At 57.9% G+C, this 19,081-nt stretch carries 15 protein-coding genes; 10 read left to right on the top strand and 5 right to left on the bottom strand.

Features of this window, described 5'->3' with window-relative positions; genetic code table 11:
- Nucleotides 1-3 precede the first annotated feature (3 nt).
- From ACMVPR_RS21105 to ACMVPR_RS21060, 10 genes are all read left to right on the top strand, one after another.
- Nucleotides 4-609: an isochorismatase family protein gene (locus ACMVPR_RS21105; protein WP_416884463.1), complete on the top strand. Its 606-nt coding sequence runs from the start codon at nucleotides 4-6 to the stop codon at nucleotides 607-609.
- Nucleotides 606-1,475, top strand: a complete 870-nt coding sequence (locus tag ACMVPR_RS21100; protein ID WP_416884462.1) for an isocitrate lyase/PEP mutase family protein — start codon at nucleotides 606-608, stop codon at nucleotides 1,473-1,475. The genes ACMVPR_RS21105 and ACMVPR_RS21100 overlap by 4 nt, the downstream gene beginning before the upstream one ends.
- A 3-nt stretch (nucleotides 1,476-1,478) precedes the next feature.
- On the top strand, nucleotides 1,479-2,870 hold the full coding sequence (locus ACMVPR_RS21095; RefSeq protein ID WP_416884461.1) for an FAD-dependent oxidoreductase: 1,392 nt from the start codon (nucleotides 1,479-1,481) through the stop codon (nucleotides 2,868-2,870).
- Nucleotides 2,863-4,077, top strand: a complete 1,215-nt coding sequence (locus ACMVPR_RS21090) for an acyl-CoA dehydrogenase (protein ID WP_300588078.1) — start codon at nucleotides 2,863-2,865, stop codon at nucleotides 4,075-4,077. Before ACMVPR_RS21095 ends, ACMVPR_RS21090 begins: the two co-directional genes overlap by 8 nt.
- On the top strand, nucleotides 4,077-5,231 hold the full coding sequence (locus tag ACMVPR_RS21085; RefSeq protein WP_416884460.1) for a CaiB/BaiF CoA transferase family protein: 1,155 nt from the start codon (nucleotides 4,077-4,079) through the stop codon (nucleotides 5,229-5,231). The genes ACMVPR_RS21090 and ACMVPR_RS21085 overlap by 1 nt, the downstream gene beginning before the upstream one ends.
- 246 nt (nucleotides 5,232-5,477) lie before the next feature.
- Nucleotides 5,478-6,608, top strand: a complete 1,131-nt coding sequence (locus tag ACMVPR_RS21080; RefSeq protein ID WP_416884459.1) for an ABC transporter substrate-binding protein — start codon at nucleotides 5,478-5,480, stop codon at nucleotides 6,606-6,608.
- A gap of 54 nt (nucleotides 6,609-6,662) precedes the next feature.
- Nucleotides 6,663-7,583: a branched-chain amino acid ABC transporter permease gene (locus tag ACMVPR_RS21075; protein WP_416884458.1), complete on the top strand. Its 921-nt coding sequence runs from the start codon at nucleotides 6,663-6,665 to the stop codon at nucleotides 7,581-7,583.
- The gene (locus ACMVPR_RS21070) at nucleotides 7,580-8,563 is read left to right on the top strand and encodes a branched-chain amino acid ABC transporter permease (RefSeq protein WP_416884457.1); all 984 of its coding nucleotides are present in this window, start codon (nucleotides 7,580-7,582) and stop codon (nucleotides 8,561-8,563) included. The genes ACMVPR_RS21075 and ACMVPR_RS21070 overlap by 4 nt, the downstream gene beginning before the upstream one ends.
- Nucleotides 8,556-9,305, top strand: coding sequence for an ABC transporter ATP-binding protein (locus ACMVPR_RS21065; protein WP_416884456.1), 750 nt, complete (start codon nucleotides 8,556-8,558; stop codon nucleotides 9,303-9,305). The genes ACMVPR_RS21070 and ACMVPR_RS21065 overlap by 8 nt, the downstream gene beginning before the upstream one ends.
- Nucleotides 9,302-9,988 carry an ABC transporter ATP-binding protein gene (locus ACMVPR_RS21060; protein WP_416884455.1) on the top strand — a complete coding sequence of 229 codons (687 nt, stop codon included), beginning with the start codon at nucleotides 9,302-9,304 and terminating at the stop codon, nucleotides 9,986-9,988. The genes ACMVPR_RS21065 and ACMVPR_RS21060 overlap by 4 nt, the downstream gene beginning before the upstream one ends.
- A gap of 994 nt (nucleotides 9,989-10,982) precedes the next feature.
- Here the strand turns inward: ACMVPR_RS21060 and ACMVPR_RS21055 are convergent.
- The 5 genes from ACMVPR_RS21055 to ACMVPR_RS21035 all read right to left on the bottom strand — a co-directional run bounded on the left by ACMVPR_RS21055 (nucleotide 10,983) and on the right by ACMVPR_RS21035 (nucleotide 19,033).
- Nucleotides 10,983-12,458: a TULIP family P47-like protein gene (locus ACMVPR_RS21055; protein ID WP_416884454.1), complete on the bottom strand. Its 1,476-nt coding sequence runs from the start codon at nucleotides 12,456-12,458 to the stop codon at nucleotides 10,983-10,985.
- Between the two features lie 4 nt (nucleotides 12,459-12,462).
- Nucleotides 12,463-14,217, bottom strand: coding sequence for a TULIP family P47-like protein (locus tag ACMVPR_RS21050; protein ID WP_416884453.1), 1,755 nt, complete (start codon nucleotides 14,215-14,217; stop codon nucleotides 12,463-12,465).
- Nucleotides 14,214-16,763: a TULIP family P47-like protein gene (locus ACMVPR_RS21045; RefSeq protein ID WP_416884452.1), complete on the bottom strand. Its 2,550-nt coding sequence runs from the start codon at nucleotides 16,761-16,763 to the stop codon at nucleotides 14,214-14,216. Before ACMVPR_RS21045 ends, ACMVPR_RS21050 begins: the two co-directional genes overlap by 4 nt.
- A gap of 30 nt (nucleotides 16,764-16,793) precedes the next feature.
- On the bottom strand, nucleotides 16,794-18,176 hold the full coding sequence (locus ACMVPR_RS21040) for a TULIP family P47-like protein (RefSeq protein ID WP_416884451.1): 1,383 nt from the start codon (nucleotides 18,174-18,176) through the stop codon (nucleotides 16,794-16,796).
- A 374-nt stretch (nucleotides 18,177-18,550) separates the two neighbouring features.
- The gene (locus tag ACMVPR_RS21035) at nucleotides 18,551-19,033 is read right to left on the bottom strand and encodes an Lrp/AsnC family transcriptional regulator (protein ID WP_416884450.1); all 483 of its coding nucleotides are present in this window, start codon (nucleotides 19,031-19,033) and stop codon (nucleotides 18,551-18,553) included.
- Nucleotides 19,034-19,081: the final 48 nt, after the last annotated feature.

The following is a 19,081-nucleotide window of genomic DNA, read 5'->3' as shown; positions in this document are numbered from 1 at the left end:
GACATGGCCCACACCATCGACCCAAAGCGCACGGCCCTTCTGACCATCGACCTGCAGAACGACTTTCTGCACCCCGAAGGTGCCTATGGCCGCGCCGGACAGACGGCCGAGGCGATCACCGCCCTGCCCGCCCGGATCAAGCCCGTTGTGGACGTGCTGCGCGCCAAGGGTGGCACCTATATCAGTGCGCAGTTCACGCTGGTGCCGGGACCGAATGATGAACCGCTTATTGCACCGCACCTGAAAGAGCTGCGCCCCTTTCTTGGCAAAGGCGACTTTGCTCCCGGCAAGTTCGGGCACAACTTGGTCGATGCTTTGGCCCCGGCGGACTACACCATTGAAAAGGTGGCCTATTCCGCGCTGTACCAGACGCGGCTGGAATACATCCTGCGGGCACTCAACATTGACACGCTGATCATCGGCGGGATCGTAACCAATGGCGGGGTCGCCAGCACGGTACGCGATGCACATCTGCGGAACCTGCACACGATCCTGCTTTCCGATGGCTGTGCCGCCTTCAAACAGGAGGTGCACGACGCCACGCTGTTGTCCCTTGCGTCGGTCTGCCCGAATGTGACCTGCGCCGAGATGCTGGAAACCCTGACATGAGCCTGAAAACCCGCCTTGCCTCTGACGAGATCCTTGTCGCGCCGGGTGTTTACGACGCCCTGACGGCGGCGCTTGCGGCACAAGCCGGGTTCGAAGCGCTGTATCTCAGCGGCGCGGCGGTGGCCTATACGCGGCTGGGTCGTCCGGACATTGGCCTCACCTCGGTCAGCGAAATGACCGACACGATGGCGCTGATCCGCGACCGCGTGGACATCCCGGTGATCATTGACGCCGATACAGGGTTCGGCAATGCGCTGAACGCGCAACGGACCATGCGGCTCTATGAACGCGCCGGGGCCAATGCGTTGCAGGTCGAGGATCAGACCTATCCGAAGCGCTGCGGGCATCTGGCCGAAAAGTCCATCATCCCGACGACAGAAATGGTCGGCAAGATCGCCGCGATGGCAGATGCACGGGCCAGCGATGAGACCCTGATCATTGCCCGGACCGATGCGGTGGCTGTCGAAGGGTTTGAGGCCGCAATCGATCGGGCCGAGGCTTATGTCGAAGCAGGGGCCGATGCGCTGTTCATCGAAGCGCTGCGGTCGGTGGACGAGATGAGAACCGTGACAGAGCGGTTCAAGGATCGTGTGCCGTTGCTGGTGAATATGGTCGAAGGCGGCGCGACACCGATCCAGAATGCGGCTTTCCTGAACGACCTTGGGTTCTCAATCGTGATCTTCCCCGGCGGGATCGTCCGCGCCTTGGCGCATACGGCTGAAAGCTATTACCAGAGCCTGAAGGATACCGGCAGCAACCGCGCTTTTGCCGACCGGATGTTCGATTTCAGCGGGTTGAACGACCGGCTGGGCACCGACGAGATGCTGGCCCTCGGCAAACATTACGAGTCCGGCGGGCGCAACTGAGCCATGTCGATCTTGCCGCCCCCCGACACCGGGTTCGATCTGGACGTGCCGATCCTGATCGTCGGCGCGGGGGCGTGTGGTCTGGTTGCGGCGCTGACCGCCAACGATGCCGGGGCTGAAGTTCTGGTGGTCGAGGCGGATGCTGCACCCTCGGGATCTACCGCTCTGTCTGCCGGTTTGATCCCTGCAGCGGGCACGCGGTTTCAGCGGGAGGCTGGGATCGAGGACACTCCGGAGTTGTTCGCACAGGACATCCAGAAGAAGGCCAAGGGTGAGAACCCGCAGGATCTTGTTGATCTGCTGGCAGAAAAGTCGGGCACAGTGATCGAATGGCTGGCGGACAAGTTCGACCTTCCCTTCTCGGTCGTCACCGATTTCGACTATCCCGGCCATTCGCGCAGACGCATGCACGGGCTTCCCACCCGCGCGGGGCGCGAGTTGATCGACAGGCTGCGCACCGCCTGTGAGGCGCAGGGGATCGACATCATCTGCAACCGCCGCGCGACATCTCTCTTTGCGGAGGGCGACATCGTCAAAGGCGTACGGTTGGAGGGGCCGAACGGTACGGAAGATGTGGGCTGCGGCACTCTGATCCTTGCCTGCAACGGCTATGGCGGCAACCGCGCAATGGTCCGCAAATTCATGCCAGAGATCGAAAACGCGGTCTGGTTCGGGCATGACTACAATCAGGGCGACGCGGTGACATGGGGCGAGGCGCTTGGGGCGGAAACCCTGCATCTGGGTGCCTATCAAAGCCACGGCAATGTCGCGCACCCGCAGGGCATCCTGATCACCTGGGCGGTGATCACGCAAGGCGGGGTGCAGGTAAACCTGAATGGCGCGCGATTCTGGGACGAGAGCCAGGGCTACTCTGAGGCAGCCCGCGCGGTGCTCGCCCAACCCGAGGGCATCGCCTGGACGATCTTTGACAGCCGCATCGCAGGCATCGCGCGGCAGTTTCAGGACTTCAAGGATGCCGAGGCCATCGGCGCAATCCGCACCGCCGACACTTTGACCAAACTGGCCGAGGTCACGGGCCTTCCTAAAGACGCGTTGACGCAGACGATCACCAGGATTCCCACCGACGGGCCTGACGTTTTTGGACGCAGCTTCCTTGGCGAACCGCTCAAACCGCCTTACTGTGCGGTGAAGGTGACCGGAGCCTTGTTCCACACGCAGGGTGGTTTGCGCGTCGATCAAGACGCCCGCGTCTGCAAAACCGACGGTGGCGTCTTGAAAAACCTCTTTGCGGCGGGAGGTGCTGCGGTGGGTGTTTCAGGTTCCGGTGATAGCGGGTATCTATCCGGCAATGGGCTGCTGGCAGCGACGGTTCTGGGGCACATCGCCGGATCGGCTGCCGCCAATGACATGAAAGAGGAGCATGGACATGCTTGATGCGTCACACGCGGGTCACGGACCCTCACTCGCCAAATTCGACTGGCAGGACCCTCTGGGTCTGAGCGCGGCTCTGTCCGAAGAAGAGCGCATGATCGCGGACAGTGCGGCGGCGTATGCAAAAGACAAGCTGCTGCCGCGCGTGACAGACATGTACCTGAACGAAGGTGTCGCGCCCGAGATTTTCGCCGAGATGGGCGAGATGGGTCTGTTGGGTGTGACCATCCCCGAAGAGTTCGGCGGTCTGGGCGCGGGATATGTGAGCTATGGCCTTGTCGCCCGCGAAGTCGAACGCATCGACAGCGGGTATCGGTCGATGATGAGCGTACAAAGCTCCCTCGTGATGTATCCGATCCACGCCTATGGAAGCGACGAGCAGCGCAAGAAATACCTGCCCGGTCTGGCTGCAGGCACGCTGGTCGGGTGCTTTGGTCTGACCGAACCCGATGCCGGGTCCGACCCTGCGGGAATGAAGACCGTCGCCAAGAAAACCGACGGTGGCTACATCATCAATGGCGCCAAGATGTGGATCTCGAACAGCCCGATCGCGGATGTGTTCGTCGTCTGGGCCAAGTCTGAAGCGCATGGCGGCGCGATCCGGGGCTTCGTCCTTGAGAAAGGCATGAAAGGCCTCAGCGCGCCCAAGATCAACGGCAAGCTGTCATTGCGCGCGTCGATCACCGGCGAGATCGTAATGAAGGATGTCGAGGTTGGTGAAGACGCGTTGCTGCCGGGTGTCGAAGGCCTGAAAGGTCCGTTCGGCTGTCTGAACCGCGCGCGCTATGGCATCGCTTGGGGCGTGATGGGGGCGGCTGAGGACAGCTGGCACCGCGCACGTCAGTACGGTTTGGACCGGACGCAATTTGGAAAGCCGCTGGCACAGACGCAGCTTTTCCAGAAGAAACTCGCCGATATGCAGACCGAGATCACTCTGGGCCTGCACGCGGCGTTGCAAGTGGGCCGGATGCTCGACGCTGGCACCGCAGCGCCCGAGGCGATCAGCCTGATCAAGCGCAACAATTGTGGCAAGGCTTTGGACATCGCGCGCAATGCCCGCGACATGCATGGTGGCAACGGGATCATGGCGGAATACCACGTCATGCGCCACGCGCAGAACCTTGAAACGGTCAACACCTACGAGGGCACCCATGACGTGCACGCTCTCATCCTTGGCCGGGCACAGACAGGGTTGCAGGCGTTCTTCTGATGTCAGCACCGCTGGAAGGTTTGAAAGTTCTTGAATTGGCCCGCATCCTTGCCGGGCCAATTGTCGGTCAGACGCTGGCCGACCTTGGCGCAACCGTGATCAAGGTGGAAAGCCCCAAGGGCGACGACACCCGCACTTGGGGGCCTCCGTTTATTGAACGCGAGGGTGAGGACACGCCGTCAGCCGCCTATTTCTACAGCTGCAACCGGGGCAAATATTCGGTCACGGCGGATCTGACGACCGAGGAAGGCCGCGCCTTTGTGCAAGACCTCGCCCGCGAGGCGGATGTGCTGATCGAGAACTTCAAGGTGGGCGGGCTGACCAAGTACGGGCTGGACTATTCCAGCCTGTCTGCGGCCAATCCCGGCCTGATCTACTGTTCGATCACCGGCTTCGGCCAAACCGGTCCCTACGCCGAACGCGCAGGTTATGACTACCTTGTGCAAGGGCTGTCCGGGCTGATGTCAATCACGGGTGACCCCAAGGGAGAACCGCAAAAGGTGGGTGTTGCTGTCACCGACATTTACACCGGGCTTTACGCCGTGATCGGGATACAGGCCGCCCTGCGCGAACGCGACAAGACGGGTTTGGGCCAGCATATCGACATGAGCCTGCTCGATGCGGGCACCGGGTGTCTGGTCAATCAGGCGATGAATTTCCTTGTGACCGGCGAGTCCCCCAATCGCATGGGCAACCAGCACCCGAATATCGTGCCTTACGAGGTCTTCCCGACTTCGGATGGCGACATCATCATCGCGTCTGGCAATGACCGCCAGTTCCAGGGGCTTTGCGAGATTGTGGGACGACCGGACATTGGCGAGAACCCGGAGTTCCGGACCAACGCGCAGCGCGTGCAGCACCGCGACGAACTGATCGCGATGCTCAAAGCCGAAACGGCGAAGATGACGAAGGCGGATTTGCTTGAGGCGTTGAAGGCCAAGCAGGTAGCCTCGTCACCGATCAACACGGTTGGCGAAGTGTTCGACGATCCGCAGATCATTCATCGCGGGATGAAGATCATGCCCGAGGGCGTTCCGGGTGTTCGTACGCCCATAACCTTCAGCACGTCGACCCTTGCGTTGGACAGGACCGCGCCCACGTTGGGCGCGCATACGGATCAGGTGAAAGCTTCCGGGTGGTCTTTCAAAGACTGACCACCCGGTCATCGGCCGTTCGATCTCAATTCGCCCTGCCGATTGGCCCGACGTCTTTGCCCGCAGGGATCGTTCCAGCGCGCACTTAGCATCGGCACGACGGAAGTTATTCGCTCTGCTGTCTTGTTTTTCGGTGCGCTTTGTTCAACACATTTAAGAATAAAATGTTCTGGATCAGACGTGCACCACCAACCCGGCGGACAGAACGCGTCGATCAAACAGAGCGATCACAACGGGGAGAACCACATGAAAAAGCTATTGATGGCCACAGCGGCCTTGGCAATCGGCGCGACATCCGCCTTTGCCGAAACGAAGATCGGCATGATCACCACCCTGTCCGGCGGCGGCGCGGGCCTTGGCATTGACGTGCGGGATGGCTTCATGCTGGCCATCGGCCAGTCGGGCCGGGATGACATCGAAGTGGTCATCGAGGACGACCAGCAAAAGCCCGACATCGCCGTGCAACTGGCTGACAAGATGGTCCAGTCCGAGCGCGTTGATATCTTGACCGGGATCATCTGGTCCAACCTCGCAATGGCCGTGATCCCGAGCGTCACCGCGCAGGGCAAGTTCTACCTGTCGCCGAACGCGGGCCCCTCGGCGCTCGCGGGACAGGGCTGCCATCAAAACTACTTCAACGTGGCATGGCAAAACGACAACCTGCACGAAGCGGCGGGCGCTTATGCGACATCCGCAGGCTATTCCAACACCTTCATCCTCGCGCCGAACTATCCGGCGGGCCAGGACGCGCTGACCGGGTTCAAGCGCATGTTCAAGGGCGAGCTGGCGGGCGAGGTTTACACCCAGCTTGGTCAGACCGACTATGCCGCCGAGATCGCGCAGATCCGCGCCTCTGGTGCCGACAGCGTGTTCTTCTTCCTGCCTGGCGGGATGGGGATTTCCTTCCTCAAGCAATATGCCGACAGCGGTGTCGATCTGCCCGTCGTGGGCCCAGCCTTCAGCTTTGATCAGGGCATCCTGCAAGCGGTGGGCGATGCGGCGCTTGGCGTGGTGAACACCAGCCAGTGGAACAAGGATATCGACAACCCGACCAACGCTGCCTTTGTCGAGAGCTTCCAGGCGGAATATGGGCGTTTGCCGTCGCTTTACGCGAGCCAGGGCTTTGACACAGCCAACCTGATCCTGTCGGCACTTGAGAAAGCCGAAGTTTCGGACGCCGATGCCTTCCGCGAGGCGCTTCGGGCCGCCGATTTCGACAGCACGCGGGGCGCGTTCAAGTTCGGGCCGAACCACCACCCGATCCAGACGATCTACGCGCGTGAGGTCATCAAGGAAGGCGATGTCTTCACCAACAAGATCATCGGTGTCGCCCTTGAGAACCACAGCGACGTCTACGCTGCCGACTGCAAGATGTAAGACATCACACGGCGTGCCGGGGTCCTGCCCCGGCACATCGGGTTTCGGGCAGGCATGTCGACACTTCTGATCATCGAGCAGGTCCTCAACGGACTGCAATTCGGCGTCATGCTGTTTCTCATGGCAGCGGGGCTGACGCTGATCTTTGGTGTGATGGGCCTGATCAACCTCGCACACGGATCGCTTTACATGATCGGCGCCTTTGCCGCCGCCGCCGTGGCGGGCGCAACGGGTTCGTTTGTGTTGGCTCTGGCCGCCGCGTTGGCCGTGGCCGCCATCGCCGGAGCGCTGATCGAGATGACGGTGATCCGACGGCTCTACGGCAAGGCGCATCTGGATCAGGTGCTGGCGACCTTCGCGCTCATCCTGATCTTTTCCGAAGGCACAAGGTGGCTCTTTGGGTCGTTCCCACTTTTCCTTGATATTCCCGACTACCTGTCCGGGCCAATCACCCTGCCCGGCGGTATTCAGTATCCGCTTTACCGTCTGACGCTGATTGCCGTCGGACTGTTGGTCGGGCTGGGTCTGTGGCTCTTGATCGAACGGACGCGCATCGGCATCCAGATCCGCGCGGGCGAGAATGACCGCGAGATGATCGCCGCACTGGGGGTCGATATCCGGCTGCTCTACACGCTGGTCTTTGCCATCGGCGCTGCACTGGCGGGGCTGGCAGGCGCACTTGTGGGCGCGATCCAGTCGGTGCAGGTGGGCATGGGTGAACCCGTACTGATCCTTGCCTTCGTGGTGATCGTGATCGGCGGCATCGGGTCGATCAAAGGTGCGTTCATCGGTGCTTTGCTGGTGGGGCTGACCGACACGCTGGGCGGCATCTTCCTGCCGGAGCTGTTCAAACTGTTCATGGAGCCGGGTGCTGCCACACAGACCGGATCGGCGCTGGCCTCCATGGCGATCTACATCTTGATGAGCCTTGTCCTGATCTGGCGGCCCACCGGCTTGTTCGGAGCGCGCGCATGATACCCGAACGTCTGGTCAACTGGATTGTGTTCGCAGGTCTTCTGGCGGTACCTCTTTGGGCCATTGTCGTCGACGAGCCGTTCACAATCACCCTTGTCACCCGCGCGGTGATCCTTGCGATTGCCGCAGTGGGTCTGAACATCGCGCTTGGCATCGGCGGGCTGGTCAGCCTTGGGCATGCAGTGTTCTTCGGCATTGGCGGCTATGCGATGGGCATCCTTGCTTACCATGCGCAGACCTATACCTCGCTTGATCTCTTAGGGATGAGCCTTGCGGGCACCAAGTCCATGCCAATCATCTGGCTGGTGGCGGTGGTCATGTCCGCCCTTGCCGCGTGGATCATCGGGCTGCTGAGCCTGCGCACCTCGGGTGTCTATTTCATCATGATCACCCTCGCCTTCGGGCAGATGTTCTACTACTTCGCCATTTCCTGGAGCACATATGGCGGCGAAGACGGGCTGTCGATCTATGTGCGGAACGGCTTTCCCGGACTGAACACGCTGGTGCCAATCCAGTTTTTCGGACTGTGCTTTGTGCTGCTCTGCATTGTGCTGTTCCTGAACGCGAGGCTCCAGAACGCGCCTTTTGGGCTGGCGTTGAACGCTGCCCGACAGGTCCCGACGCGGGTTGAGACGGTCGGCCTGAACCCGATGCGGCTCAAGCTGGTCGCGTTTGTGATCTCCGGCGCAATCACCGGTTTGGCGGGGGCGCTTTTTGCCGATCTCAACCGGTTCGTGTCGCCCACCATGTTCAGCTGGCAGCTTTCGGGCGAATTGATCGTGTTGATCATCATCGGCGGGGTTGGGCGGCTTTATGGCCCCGTGGTCGGCGCTTGTCTCTTTGTGGCGCTGGAGCATTGGCTGGGGGCGCTGACCGAGTTCTGGCACATCTATCTGGGCCTGATCCTGCTCGCGATCGTGCTGTTTGCGCGTGGTGGGATCATCGGTCTATTGACCGGCAAGGAGGGCGCGCATGTCTGAGCCAATCCTTGCCACACGCAATCTGTGCAAGAATTTCGGCGCTTTGGCCGCAACAGACGATGTGTCCATCGACCTGCGCGCAGGGGAAATCCACGCCATCATCGGTCCCAATGGCGCGGGCAAGTCGACACTGATCGCGCAGATCTGCGGGGGGCTGAGGCCAGATTCAGGCTCGGTGCACCTTTTGGGGCGCGACGTGACGCAGGACAGCACACAAGCGCGCGCACGCTCCGGGTTGGGACGCACGTTCCAGATCTCGGCACTGGCGATGGAAGACAGCGTTCTGGAAAACGTCGTGCTGGGCGCTTTGGGCGCGTCGGGCAATCCGTGGCGGTTCTGGCCGCGGGCGCTCTCGGACACATCGCTGACCGCCAAGGCCGAAGCGGCGCTGGAGCGTGTCGGGCTGATCGAACATCGACACACCCGCTGTGCCGAGCTGTCACACGGGCAACGACGTCAGCTTGAGGTCGCCGTGGCGCTGACCCTGTCGCCCAAAGCCTTCGTGATGGACGAACCGATGGCAGGGCTTGGGGCGGAAGGATCAAAACTGCTGACGGCGTTCCTTGACCAACTCAGGGCCGAAGCACCGATCCTGCTGGTGGAACACGACATGGATGCGGTCTTTGCCCTCGCCGACCGGATCAGCGTGCTGGTTTACGGACAGGTGATCGCGTCCGGAACGGTCGAGGAGATCAAGTCGAGCCGCGCCGTGCGCGAGGCCTATCTGGGGGAAGAGGCGTGACGCTGCTGTCGGTCGAAAACCTGACCGCCCGCTATGGCGTGGCACAGGTGCTGTTCGGTGTGACACTGGACGTGGCCGAGGGCGAGGTCGTTGCACTCATGGGCCGTAACGGCATGGGCAAGACGACGACCGTCAAGGCGATCTGCCGTATGATTGCGTCGGACGGCGGGCTGAGCTTTGCCGGGCAATCGCTACACGGACTGCCCAGCCATAAGGTGGCGCGGTTGGGAGTCGGCCTCGCCCCCGAGGGGCGGCGCTGTTTCCGCGATCTGACGGTGGAGGAAAACCTTATTGCCGCCGCCCAACCAGGCGATTGGACCCTCAAAACCATTGCGGACCTGTTTCCGCGTCTCGGGGAGCGCCGCACCCAGCGCGCCGCGTCCCTGTCTGGCGGTGAACAGCAGATGCTGGCCATAGGGCGTGCGCTTATGACCAACCCACGCCTGTTGATCCTCGACGAGGCGACAGAAGGCCTCGCCCCGATCATCCGACAGGAAATCTGGGCCGCCATCGCACGCCTGAAACGAGAGACCGGAACCGCAATCCTGCTCATCGACAAATCGGTGCGCGAACTGGCGCAGGTGTCGGACCGGGCGGTGATCCTTGCCCGTGGCGAAACCGTGTGGTCGGGCGCGTTCGTAGAAATGACACCGGACGTGTCCGAAACCTATGTCGGCGTCTGACGCCCGGCACATCCGCCAATAACGGAGCGATTTGAATTTTTCCGAGTTTAGGAAAATTCAATTCTCAACCCGCTTTTAACAACCCGCTGTTTTGTTGGGCGCGTGGTGGGCGGGTTCAGAAGAGCGCGCCTTGGTGATGAATATCGAACATTGAGGTACTCCAATGGCTCTTTTGCCAAATGCGCAGCCATGCCTGCGCAATAAAATCCCTTTGGCCTTTGTCTCGGCTGCATTTTTTGCCCTTCTCGCACAACCGTCCGCGGCCCAGTCCGCGGCGCTCATTGTCGGCAATGATCGAGGTGGTGTGATCGGGACTCGAGCGCAGGAAGTGCTGCAGTTAAAGGCCGAAAACAGACGTGTCGAAATCCGCGGAGGCGTTTGCCTGTCGTCCTGTACGATGTATCTTGGCGCTGGCAACGTCTGCGTCAGCCCCGAGACCCGGTTCGGTTTTCATGGCCCAAGCTATTATGGCCAACCCCTCTTGCCCGTCCACTTTGACTACTGGTCAGAAGTTCTGGCATCGCATTACCCACCCGCGGTGCGGCAATGGTTCCTTGATCGTGCCCGGCACAGAACGAATGGCTATCACACCGTTCTCGGGAAAGAACTCATCCGGCACGGGGTCGCTGCGTGCAATTAGCGCAGCATCTGTTGATGCTTTCCTAGAACGCTGCCGGCAAAATAATTGCGCTGAATGTGCAGAACGGACACCTCATCGCGGCAGCACTTCAGACCGCAGCCGATAGGCCTTTCAGAGCAAGCGCAGGCCCGAGTTGTCTTCTCGGAATGGAGAGAGCACGGCAACGAGAATGGCACTTTTCGCAAAATCGCGGAGAGTTTCTCGATTGTCGTGAGCGATCCCGATGGCATCACCAGACCGCCATCGGGGTACCACGTGGAAACACCAGTTGGCTCTGGCATGGCTCTTTAGATCAAGTTTGATCGGGAGATCCGGCGCCGTCCCGTGTCCAGAGATTTTGACCAAAGTGTCAGATCAACTGAAGTCTCCGCCAAGCTGCAAGGACTCGTGTAGGCCGCTGGAGGTGAGATGCATATGGCGCGACGTCCATTTGATGGCGCCGGTAAAGTGTTTGGCCATTTCGCTGAGTCCCGGTGCGGCATCAAGCGCCTTGTCCTGCAAGCTGGTAACTGCGAAATGCCCGATCATGACGAACAGCAGGGCTGCAACTACAATTGCCGCAGCGCCGTCTGTCAACACGATCAAAACGACCCCGAGAACGGCCGCAATGATCGTCAATACGGTCTGCAAGACTTCAACACCGGGTTTTGACCAGTGACCTTTTTGAATACTGGGTGTTCGGCTCTGCTTGTAATTGATGATTTGCTCGCCTTTCTTGCTCTTTCCGATTTCAAGTTCGTAGTAGGTTCGCGAAAAACACGTGCCATAAATGCCCGGTGAAACTTCGACCTGCGTGCTGGTCGTTACAACCAGCTCGTTTCCAGAGACTTTGCAATCAAAGCTCAGGAGTTCGGGCGAATAGGTGGTTCCGTTGTGCGTAACGTCGGGCAACATGACGGATGTTCCGTCTTTCATGCGCAAACTTCGCGCGTCTTTGGACAGTTCAAGCATGCTGTCGTCGAGGTTTGGCCACATCTTTAGAAGTCCCGGCTTGACCATGTCGACCAAGAATCTCTTGCGGCGGATCAGGAACGCAGCAGTCGCGCCGTCCGGGATCGCCTGGCTTGAGACCTGCTGAATAGCAGGCGCCGGGTCGGATGATGTCATTGAAAGAACAGCCAGCAGTCCAGAACTTTTGTCAATCGTATCGCAAACGGCGTAACTGGTTGTGACAGGCTTGGTGAAGGCAAAGTCGCCGTGGTCAATTTGGTCGTTGAGATCGATGAATGCAAAGATATGTTCGAACGTGTGGATTTGGGTCAGCGCCCAGCTATCAAGACAAGTGCGGATCGGGGTGCTGGCGCTAGGGTCGGATAATGGTTTGACATAATCCACATTCACCACGCTTGCGATCGGGTCTTGAGGCGTTGTGCCGGTCGTTCTCAGCCTCAATGCGTGGCGTGTCGTGCCCTTGGCTGGCGGCGGCAGGAGGTTGCCATCGGCGTCTTTCGCGGGTCCAGTATGCGGGAGAAGAGCCAGCTTGACCGCGACGGTCATCGTCATGGCATCACAGGTGACCGTCCCTGGCGTGCCCTTCAATACGTAATGCGCGGTCATATCCGTCATTGGCAGAAGGAAATGCACGCTATCGCCATCGCCACCCGGAATAATCTGCCAGTCGCCGAAAGTCGCGTTGACCGAGAACTGGAAATAGCCTGATGGCGGGCAAACCAAATGTGTGGGTCTGCACCCTTTGTTTTTCTTGATGGCACTGTTGATATCGTCATAGCTCACCGCAAAGACGGTATCCCAGTCCAACGTCGACGCTTCTTCTGTCGGAGGGGGTGCAGTCTCGATGAGCAGCGGATTCTGGATATAGGCTTCGAGCATGAGGTCACATCGTCCGGTTGAAATACAGCAAGAGGGATTGCGCCAATCGCACGTGTTTAAGCTCTGTGCCCGTGACTCCGGGCCATTGCTCAGCCCCCAAAACGTTTTCGAGAAAGTTGTTGAGGTCAGGCAGTGTATCGGGATCAAACTCTTGATCGCTTGTAATTGCCAGCTTGTTTATATACACGGCCTCCCCCAATATTGCGGCCAAAATGCCGGCGCATGCATAGAAGCGGTAGAGATAAACGGCGTATTTTATGTCCAGCACCGTTCGTGATGCGCCGACGAACGCGGCCGCTGCGGCAAGATTGCCGGAGTCTGCCACGGTTTGCGAGACCGAGTTCATGGCTTCCTCGCCGTCTACAGCTACATTCAGAACGTCGTCGGCTGAGTTGATCCAGTTTGTCACGGCGGTTGCTGTCTTTGCATCTGCCGCCGCAGTCAAAATCCACTTGTTTGCAGAATAGGCACCAATAGACAGAACGGATAGAACCATCCCGACAATCTGCGTCCATCTGTCGAATTCGACGGCCGTGCGATCCGGTCTGGCAGAAATGTGCGGTCGTTCAATGTCGGGCACTTCCTTTTTCTTTTTCTGGGCCTTGTAGTCATTGGTGGTCATGATGACCGGCTGACCTTTGGAGTTCTTGGCAAGCTTCAGATAGACGTTCTGCGTAAAGTTCAGCGTGAAGACGTCATTTCCGACAAGGAGTGGATGGTTCCAGGTCACCCCTGTGAATTCTGCGGAGAGCTTGTCTTCCACGACCTTCATGGTCAGGCCATTCTTCGGGACGGTTGGGCTGACTTGAGTTCCATCCTCCAATTGGAAGTCGCCCCAAACCAACATCTTGTTGTTGGTGACGATCAACTGGTCGCCGTCGACATCGAAGTCTTCGGGCTTAGCCCCTTTGAAGATGTGCACCGCACCGCGCTTGAGAAATTCCTCGGCAAATCGGGGCCCACTGATCGCGAAAATGGAGTTCACACCGGACGGCCAATCATCCGCAACCGCGCTGTCGATCTGGTTTGCAAGCTTTTTCCAAGATGGATTTTTCTTGTCTGTCTTGCACAAGGCCGCGAAATACCCGTCGCCCCCGGCATTCGTCAGCGACGCGTAGGACAAAAGCGTCGGCTTGACCCATTGGTACGCCCCGTGCGCCGCTTTCGTGTTGAGCAACGCCGCATGGAACAAAGGGTTGAATGACGTGATCTCTTTGTTGAACCATAGCTCGAATAAAGGCTTGAACGGCCCCGTCAAAGTGGACGGTTCGATCATGTCCACGGTCACGGCATCTACGTGGTTGTGCGGTTTGCTTTGAACGTAAAGCGCCCAGGGTTCGCCGGGTTGCGCCGCGTCTGCCGTGGGGTCCGTCAATTTGACGCTTGGGTCTTTGACCGGTGAGATACTGACAGTGATGTAGACCTTTGTCCCCTTGAGAACGGGGTACTGGGTACCTTTTACATCGATGGCGTGCCCGGATTTCAGGGTACAGCAAAAGCGCACCGCACCGCCAACCGCATTCGGGTCGGGGATCATGTCCCAACTGTCCCAGACACCATGGATTTCCCCGTTCCACGTGCTGGTTTGACCAAGGGCGGGAAGCGTGATGTTCTGGCCTTTCACCACCTTGTTCATTGCGTCCAAGGTCAGGATGCTGGCGGTATCCCACCCTTGCAGGCCGACTTCATGTGGACCGCCTGCAACTTGAAGTTCGACATCCGGGTTCGGAAACACACAGCCTTCGGGCAAGAACGTCATGATTTCAATCCTTTCTTTGCTGACGATTGAACGGTCGAGGACTTCAATTCGCCTTGCAGTAAAAGTGCCCCCTGCAGGTTTGCCGATGTCAGATCGAAGCCAGTGGTCTCGGGCCAATCGAAGGGTGAGAGTGCGGTTTTCAGGAAATTCTGCACGGTTGTTTCAAGACCAAGTACGTCCACATCCTCGCCTGCGAACTTTTTGATGTCCTGTTCCGTCAGGTTGAGCTCTTTGACGTGATCCAGTCCGGCCATCGTTTTCAGGCCGCTAAACGCCACACCCCAGCGTGGTGTGTACAAAAGCGACCCCGTAGACAGCGCTGCTTTGGATGTCGAAGCGAGACTCGCTGATAGGTTCGGTTCAGCAACGGCATTCGAAAGAGTAAGCGGTGCGTTAAAGCTATCGTAAATATTGCCCGCAACACCTATTTGCTGCTGTTGTTGTACCAATATGGCCGGTGGGAAATCTTGAAAAGGTCCGAACGTCCCACCAGCGTCTTGAACAGGAGGCATGTCCCATTCACCTTGGCCATTATTGGCCTGCATGTCTTGCATGGCAACATCGCCGAAAAACTCGGCCTCCGATCCAGCCGCCGCTACGCAACTATAAATGCCATAGATTGCAAAGCCACCCAACACGATGCCCACGGCCCCACAGGCAAGCCCGATCCAAAGCATCGTCTTATCCTGAGTAGGTGGATCCAGCTTCATGCTGACCGTCCATTTGTCGATCACGTTGCTCCAGTCGACAATCTCGCCTTTCGTCTTTGGCTGTTTGCCCAAAGGATCGTTGAAGGTGGGTATCAACACATGCGACCCATCGCTGCGTTCCTTTAATTCCAGGAACATTGTCTGCTGGTAGCCAAAGGTTACTTTTTCGTTTTGTTTGAGAACGTTGTTCGCAAAGTCGAAATGCAGTCCCGTATATTCGATTTTGATCCGCCGCCCGACGATCCGCATCGTAAAGCCACCGGGTGGTACGATGGGTTGAACAACATCGCCAGCTTGGGCAAGTTTCGTCGGACGCAGCTTGAATTCTGCGGCGTTGGTGACAACGCGCTTGTCATTGCTGATCTGGAAATCGGGTTTTTCACCATCCGCCGCCGCGGCATGTGCGCCTGCCAGAAGGATCTCTTCGGTCAGACGCTCGGCCGAAATGGCGACCACGGCGTTTTCTTTGCCCGACAGATTGGCAATCAGATCCGGCGACACCTGTGCGGCGAGAGTGTTTTTATCCACCGTCGATTTGGCCGTCTGGTTCAAAACCGCAAAAACGGCCTCTGGTTCGCCGGACGAGGCAGATGGGATATCTGCAACCGCGTAGTCTGAATAAACAGGCGCGATCCATTTCATCGTGTCTTTGATCTGACCACTTTGTGATGCCAGTTTCGCATAGTCGATGGCATGAAAGATGTTGTCGAATTGCGAAAGGTTGGCAGGCTCGTTGAGCCATGCATCGAATGCGGACTGGACCGGAGGAACCACAGGCGCGCCGTTCCGCGTGATCGAAAGGATTTCGACAGCTTGCGTTGTGGCTCCGGCCTGATCATTGACCATCAGAGCCTTCGTGTTGCTGCCGCTATCCTTTTTATGAAGCGTCACCCGCGCAGCGATTTTCAAACCCGCCAAATCCTGAGTGCGATCGGAGGAATCGCTGATCTTGATTCCTCGGTCGAACCCGGAAGGCTGGGCATGAACAAAAGGCTTTTGGCCCAGATTGATGCGAACACTCGCCTGTGAGAACACACCGATCAGCGGATAAAGGTCTTTCGTGACATCAAACGTGGTCAGCGCACCCATGTTCTGCGCAGGGTCGGCATTGGCTCCTTGCCACGACCCATCCGGTCCACGCAACCAAACCTGGCCATTGTCGTAATCGACTGCCATGCCGATCGTGTCGTTGGGAAGGCTCCATTGCGCGCCATTTTCCTTTGCCCCTTGCGCGTTCAGCACTCCTTGCGGTTGCCCGCCATAATGGATGATGCCATTCGATCGGTAGGACACCGAGGCAGAATCGGTCCAGAAGTTCGACGCAGGCGCAGTGAGCGGAGCCAAACCGACCAATAGACCGAAGCCGTGGGTCAAAGCCGTCACTTCGAAATAGATCTTGCCGGTCTTGGGGGCCTTTTCGCTGAAGGCGTGCGCGTTAAGGGTTTTAAGGTCCTGCGACTGGAGCGTCAATCCATCTGCGCCGAGCGATACATTTCCCTGTGTTGCCGTATTCGTAGCTGGAGGGCTGAGTTTGGCATAGCTCGGCGTCCGCATGGTATAGGTCGTTGTTCCGGACTTTACCGGCAACTCCATCATGACATCACGGCCACTTCCGCCGTTGGTCAGTTGCCACGTCTCCCAAGCCCCTGAGATAATCGCAACACCTGCTGGCGGCGCCGGTGTCCCATTGTCAAACGTTTTTGGGGTCTTGTCCTGAAGCACAACCGACCTGTTCACTCCCTTGAACGTGGTCGCATTCACGATATCCCACAGAAACAGGTCGACTTCATCGGTGGATTGTGTCGCCGCGAGTTCTGTTGTTTTGATAAATGCCATGTGAAAATTTTCCTTTCTGTGGCTATGAAATCAGGTTTCAAAATGACCGCGAACGACAAATGCAGTTTCGAGATCTGCTTTTGAAATATTGACCGACTTGCTGCCTGGCCATTGAACCAGTGCGTCTGCAAGATCCCCAAGCTTGGTTTGCTGTCCGCCGGCGCCCGCAGCTTGCTTCGCAACAGCCGTGGTGACTGCGGCTACGACAACATCGACAATCGCAGTGATCACAGCGGCGACGATCAGGGGAACAGCCAACGCAGCAACGCCTGACACAATGTAAATCCAGGCTGGGATATGTTTGTGATAGTCTGACTTGGTATCGCCAAAAGCCTTGAACTTGAGAGATTGTGTCTTGGCGTCGAATTCTGGTTTCAACGACTGTGTGAACCAGAAGGACACAGAGCTGTCCGCAAGTCCCGTGATGTCAAATGTCCCGTCCGCGTGGACCGTCATCAGATCATCGTCGATGCTGACGGTCAAAGGATAGAGCCACGGTGTATATCCCGTTCCCCAATGATCTACGGGCTTGCATTCAGCTGCGGTTGAAATGTACGGAGCTTTGGACATCGGCCCTATTGCCAATTGAATTTTGTCTCCTTTCATTTTGAACACGAGGTAATTCGGGTTCTGAAAGGAGTTGGGAAGTGATGGCATGATGAAATGCTCCAGAAACAAATCTGGTGCGAAGGCCATATTCAATCCAGAAGAACTGTTGGTCAGGGCATCGTCGATCTTGTCTGATCTGCTTGCCGGTGGTCGGTCTCGAACCATGATCGCAACCACGAGATGGCCCGGTTCCTGTTGACCGTTCTTGTCCTTGGTGCCTTGCGCAAACATAAAATGTTTGACCAAAGGTTTGATCCAGGACCGCTCGCTGCTTGGAACCATGTTCAGGGATGTCAGCGCGTAGCTCAACTTGTCGGCATGTGCGATCAGGACCTGAGGGATATGCTCCTTAAGTTGGGTCGCCGAGTTGCCCGAGGGATCTTCCTTCTGCAGCGTGCCGTCCAAATCGGCATTCATCACAAAAACTGCACCGTTGGTTTTATCCTGTCTCGATTTCCCAGCGGTCTTGAGCTGGAATTTCAGATCGGATGCCGTTCCTGCCGCGTTATCGACAAAGTCGATCTGCACAGAAACCTCTATCTTGACACCAGAGAGGTCGATTTGCGGTTTGACCGAGAACTTCCCTGAATCCTTCAGGGTACCCCTTTTGATAGGCAGAAGGAGGGTCAGTGTTTTGTCGGTCCCGAAACTCGTGATTTGCCAAGGCTCGAATACAATTTCGATATCAATGCCAGCACCGGGGTATGACAACGTTGGTGGGGATTCCCCCATCCTCTTGGCCAGCAGTTTGTTCAGATCGTCTTGCCGACACGCTGCCAATACATCCCAACCCTGCGTGTCCATCGCCCCTCCCCCAAGACTCATTAGATGACGTAGGGTAAACCGCTGATCAGTATCACGAAACAGTTTTTATTCTCCCAGACAGTCGAAGCGGGAGAACCAAAGCATTGGGCCTCGAACCGCTCAAATAGGGAGCAACTGCACAGGAATAATCTGGCATCTGTACGATAATGAACCTGTCGGATTTTCGTGCAGCCAAGGCGCGTTTCGGAGCCTTTCCGTTCGAAGACGACAGGGCTTTTAGTACATCGATGTTCCGGATGTCTTGTTCATCTTCGCTCCACAATGGCTTCGATGAACCAGAAATCCTCCGTTGCTCAAACCCATAGATCTGTCCAATGGGCGCTCACGTCAGACAAGGGCGCGGTCGGCATGGATCAACCCGCCTCAGGTTGGTTTTCCGACGGTACAACCGGAAAGGCCGTCGTCATTTTGACTTGCTCGGTCACCACACGGGTCAGGAAATTTGTGACATTTGGGTTTTTGACGAAGTAGCGAGAACAAAAAGCGCGGTATTCTGCAATGTCGCGCGCCGAAACGATCAGGATGCAGTCATCCTCGCCTGTAACAAAATAGCATTGCTGGACTTCCGGAGCCTCCTGCATTCGGGCGGTGAACTTTGCAAGAAGCTTTTCCGACTGTCCTACCAGCCTGACACCCACGACAAGCGTCAGAGATCGACCGATCTTCACAGGGTCCACGATTGCTACATCGGCCACTATGACGCCGCTTTCGCGAAGACGCTTCAGTCGCTTCTGGCAAGCAGTGGCCGACAAGCCTACCTCTTCGGATAATTGCTCCGAAGTCAAACGGTTGCTCTGTTGCACAAGGCGGAGGATCCGCTTGTCGAATTCATCCACTCTTTGCAATCACTCCAGCACGCTATCGCATCGTGGCTTGACGATGGC

The sequence above is a fragment of the Marivita sp. genome (assembly GCF_048006345.1).
In the GTDB taxonomy this organism is placed as follows: Bacteria; Pseudomonadota; Alphaproteobacteria; order Rhodobacterales; family Rhodobacteraceae; genus Marivita.
This window is presented reverse-complemented; position numbering and strand designations above follow the sequence as displayed.

Excerpts from the sequence above, each read along its gene's own strand:
- ACMVPR_RS21070 (WP_416884457.1), top strand. The coding sequence starts at position 7,580 with ATGATACCCGAACGTCTGGTCAACTGGATTGTGTTCGCAGGTCTTCTG.
- ACMVPR_RS21080 (WP_416884459.1), top strand. The coding sequence starts at position 5,478 with ATGAAAAAGCTATTGATGGCCACAGCGGCCTTGGCAATCGGCGCGACA.
- ACMVPR_RS21095 (WP_416884461.1), top strand. The coding sequence starts at position 1,479 with ATGTCGATCTTGCCGCCCCCCGACACCGGGTTCGATCTGGACGTGCCG.
- ACMVPR_RS21055 (WP_416884454.1), bottom strand. The coding sequence starts at position 12,458 with ATGCTCGAAGCCTATATCCAGAATCCGCTGCTCATCGAGACTGCACCC.
- ACMVPR_RS21045 (WP_416884452.1), bottom strand. The coding sequence starts at position 16,763 with ATGGCATTTATCAAAACAACAGAACTCGCGGCGACACAATCCACCGAT.
- ACMVPR_RS21100 (WP_416884462.1), top strand. The coding sequence starts at position 606 with ATGAGCCTGAAAACCCGCCTTGCCTCTGACGAGATCCTTGTCGCGCCG.
- ACMVPR_RS21085 (WP_416884460.1), top strand. The coding sequence starts at position 4,077 with ATGTCAGCACCGCTGGAAGGTTTGAAAGTTCTTGAATTGGCCCGCATC.
- ACMVPR_RS21050 (WP_416884453.1), bottom strand. The coding sequence starts at position 14,217 with ATGACGTTCTTGCCCGAAGGCTGTGTGTTTCCGAACCCGGATGTCGAA.
- ACMVPR_RS21040 (WP_416884451.1), bottom strand. The coding sequence starts at position 18,176 with ATGGACACGCAGGGTTGGGATGTATTGGCAGCGTGTCGGCAAGACGAT.
- ACMVPR_RS21065 (WP_416884456.1), top strand. The coding sequence starts at position 8,556 with ATGTCTGAGCCAATCCTTGCCACACGCAATCTGTGCAAGAATTTCGGC.
- ACMVPR_RS21090 (WP_300588078.1), top strand. The coding sequence starts at position 2,863 with ATGCTTGATGCGTCACACGCGGGTCACGGACCCTCACTCGCCAAATTC.
- ACMVPR_RS21075 (WP_416884458.1), top strand. The coding sequence starts at position 6,663 with ATGTCGACACTTCTGATCATCGAGCAGGTCCTCAACGGACTGCAATTC.
- ACMVPR_RS21105 (WP_416884463.1), top strand. The coding sequence starts at position 4 with ATGGCCCACACCATCGACCCAAAGCGCACGGCCCTTCTGACCATCGAC.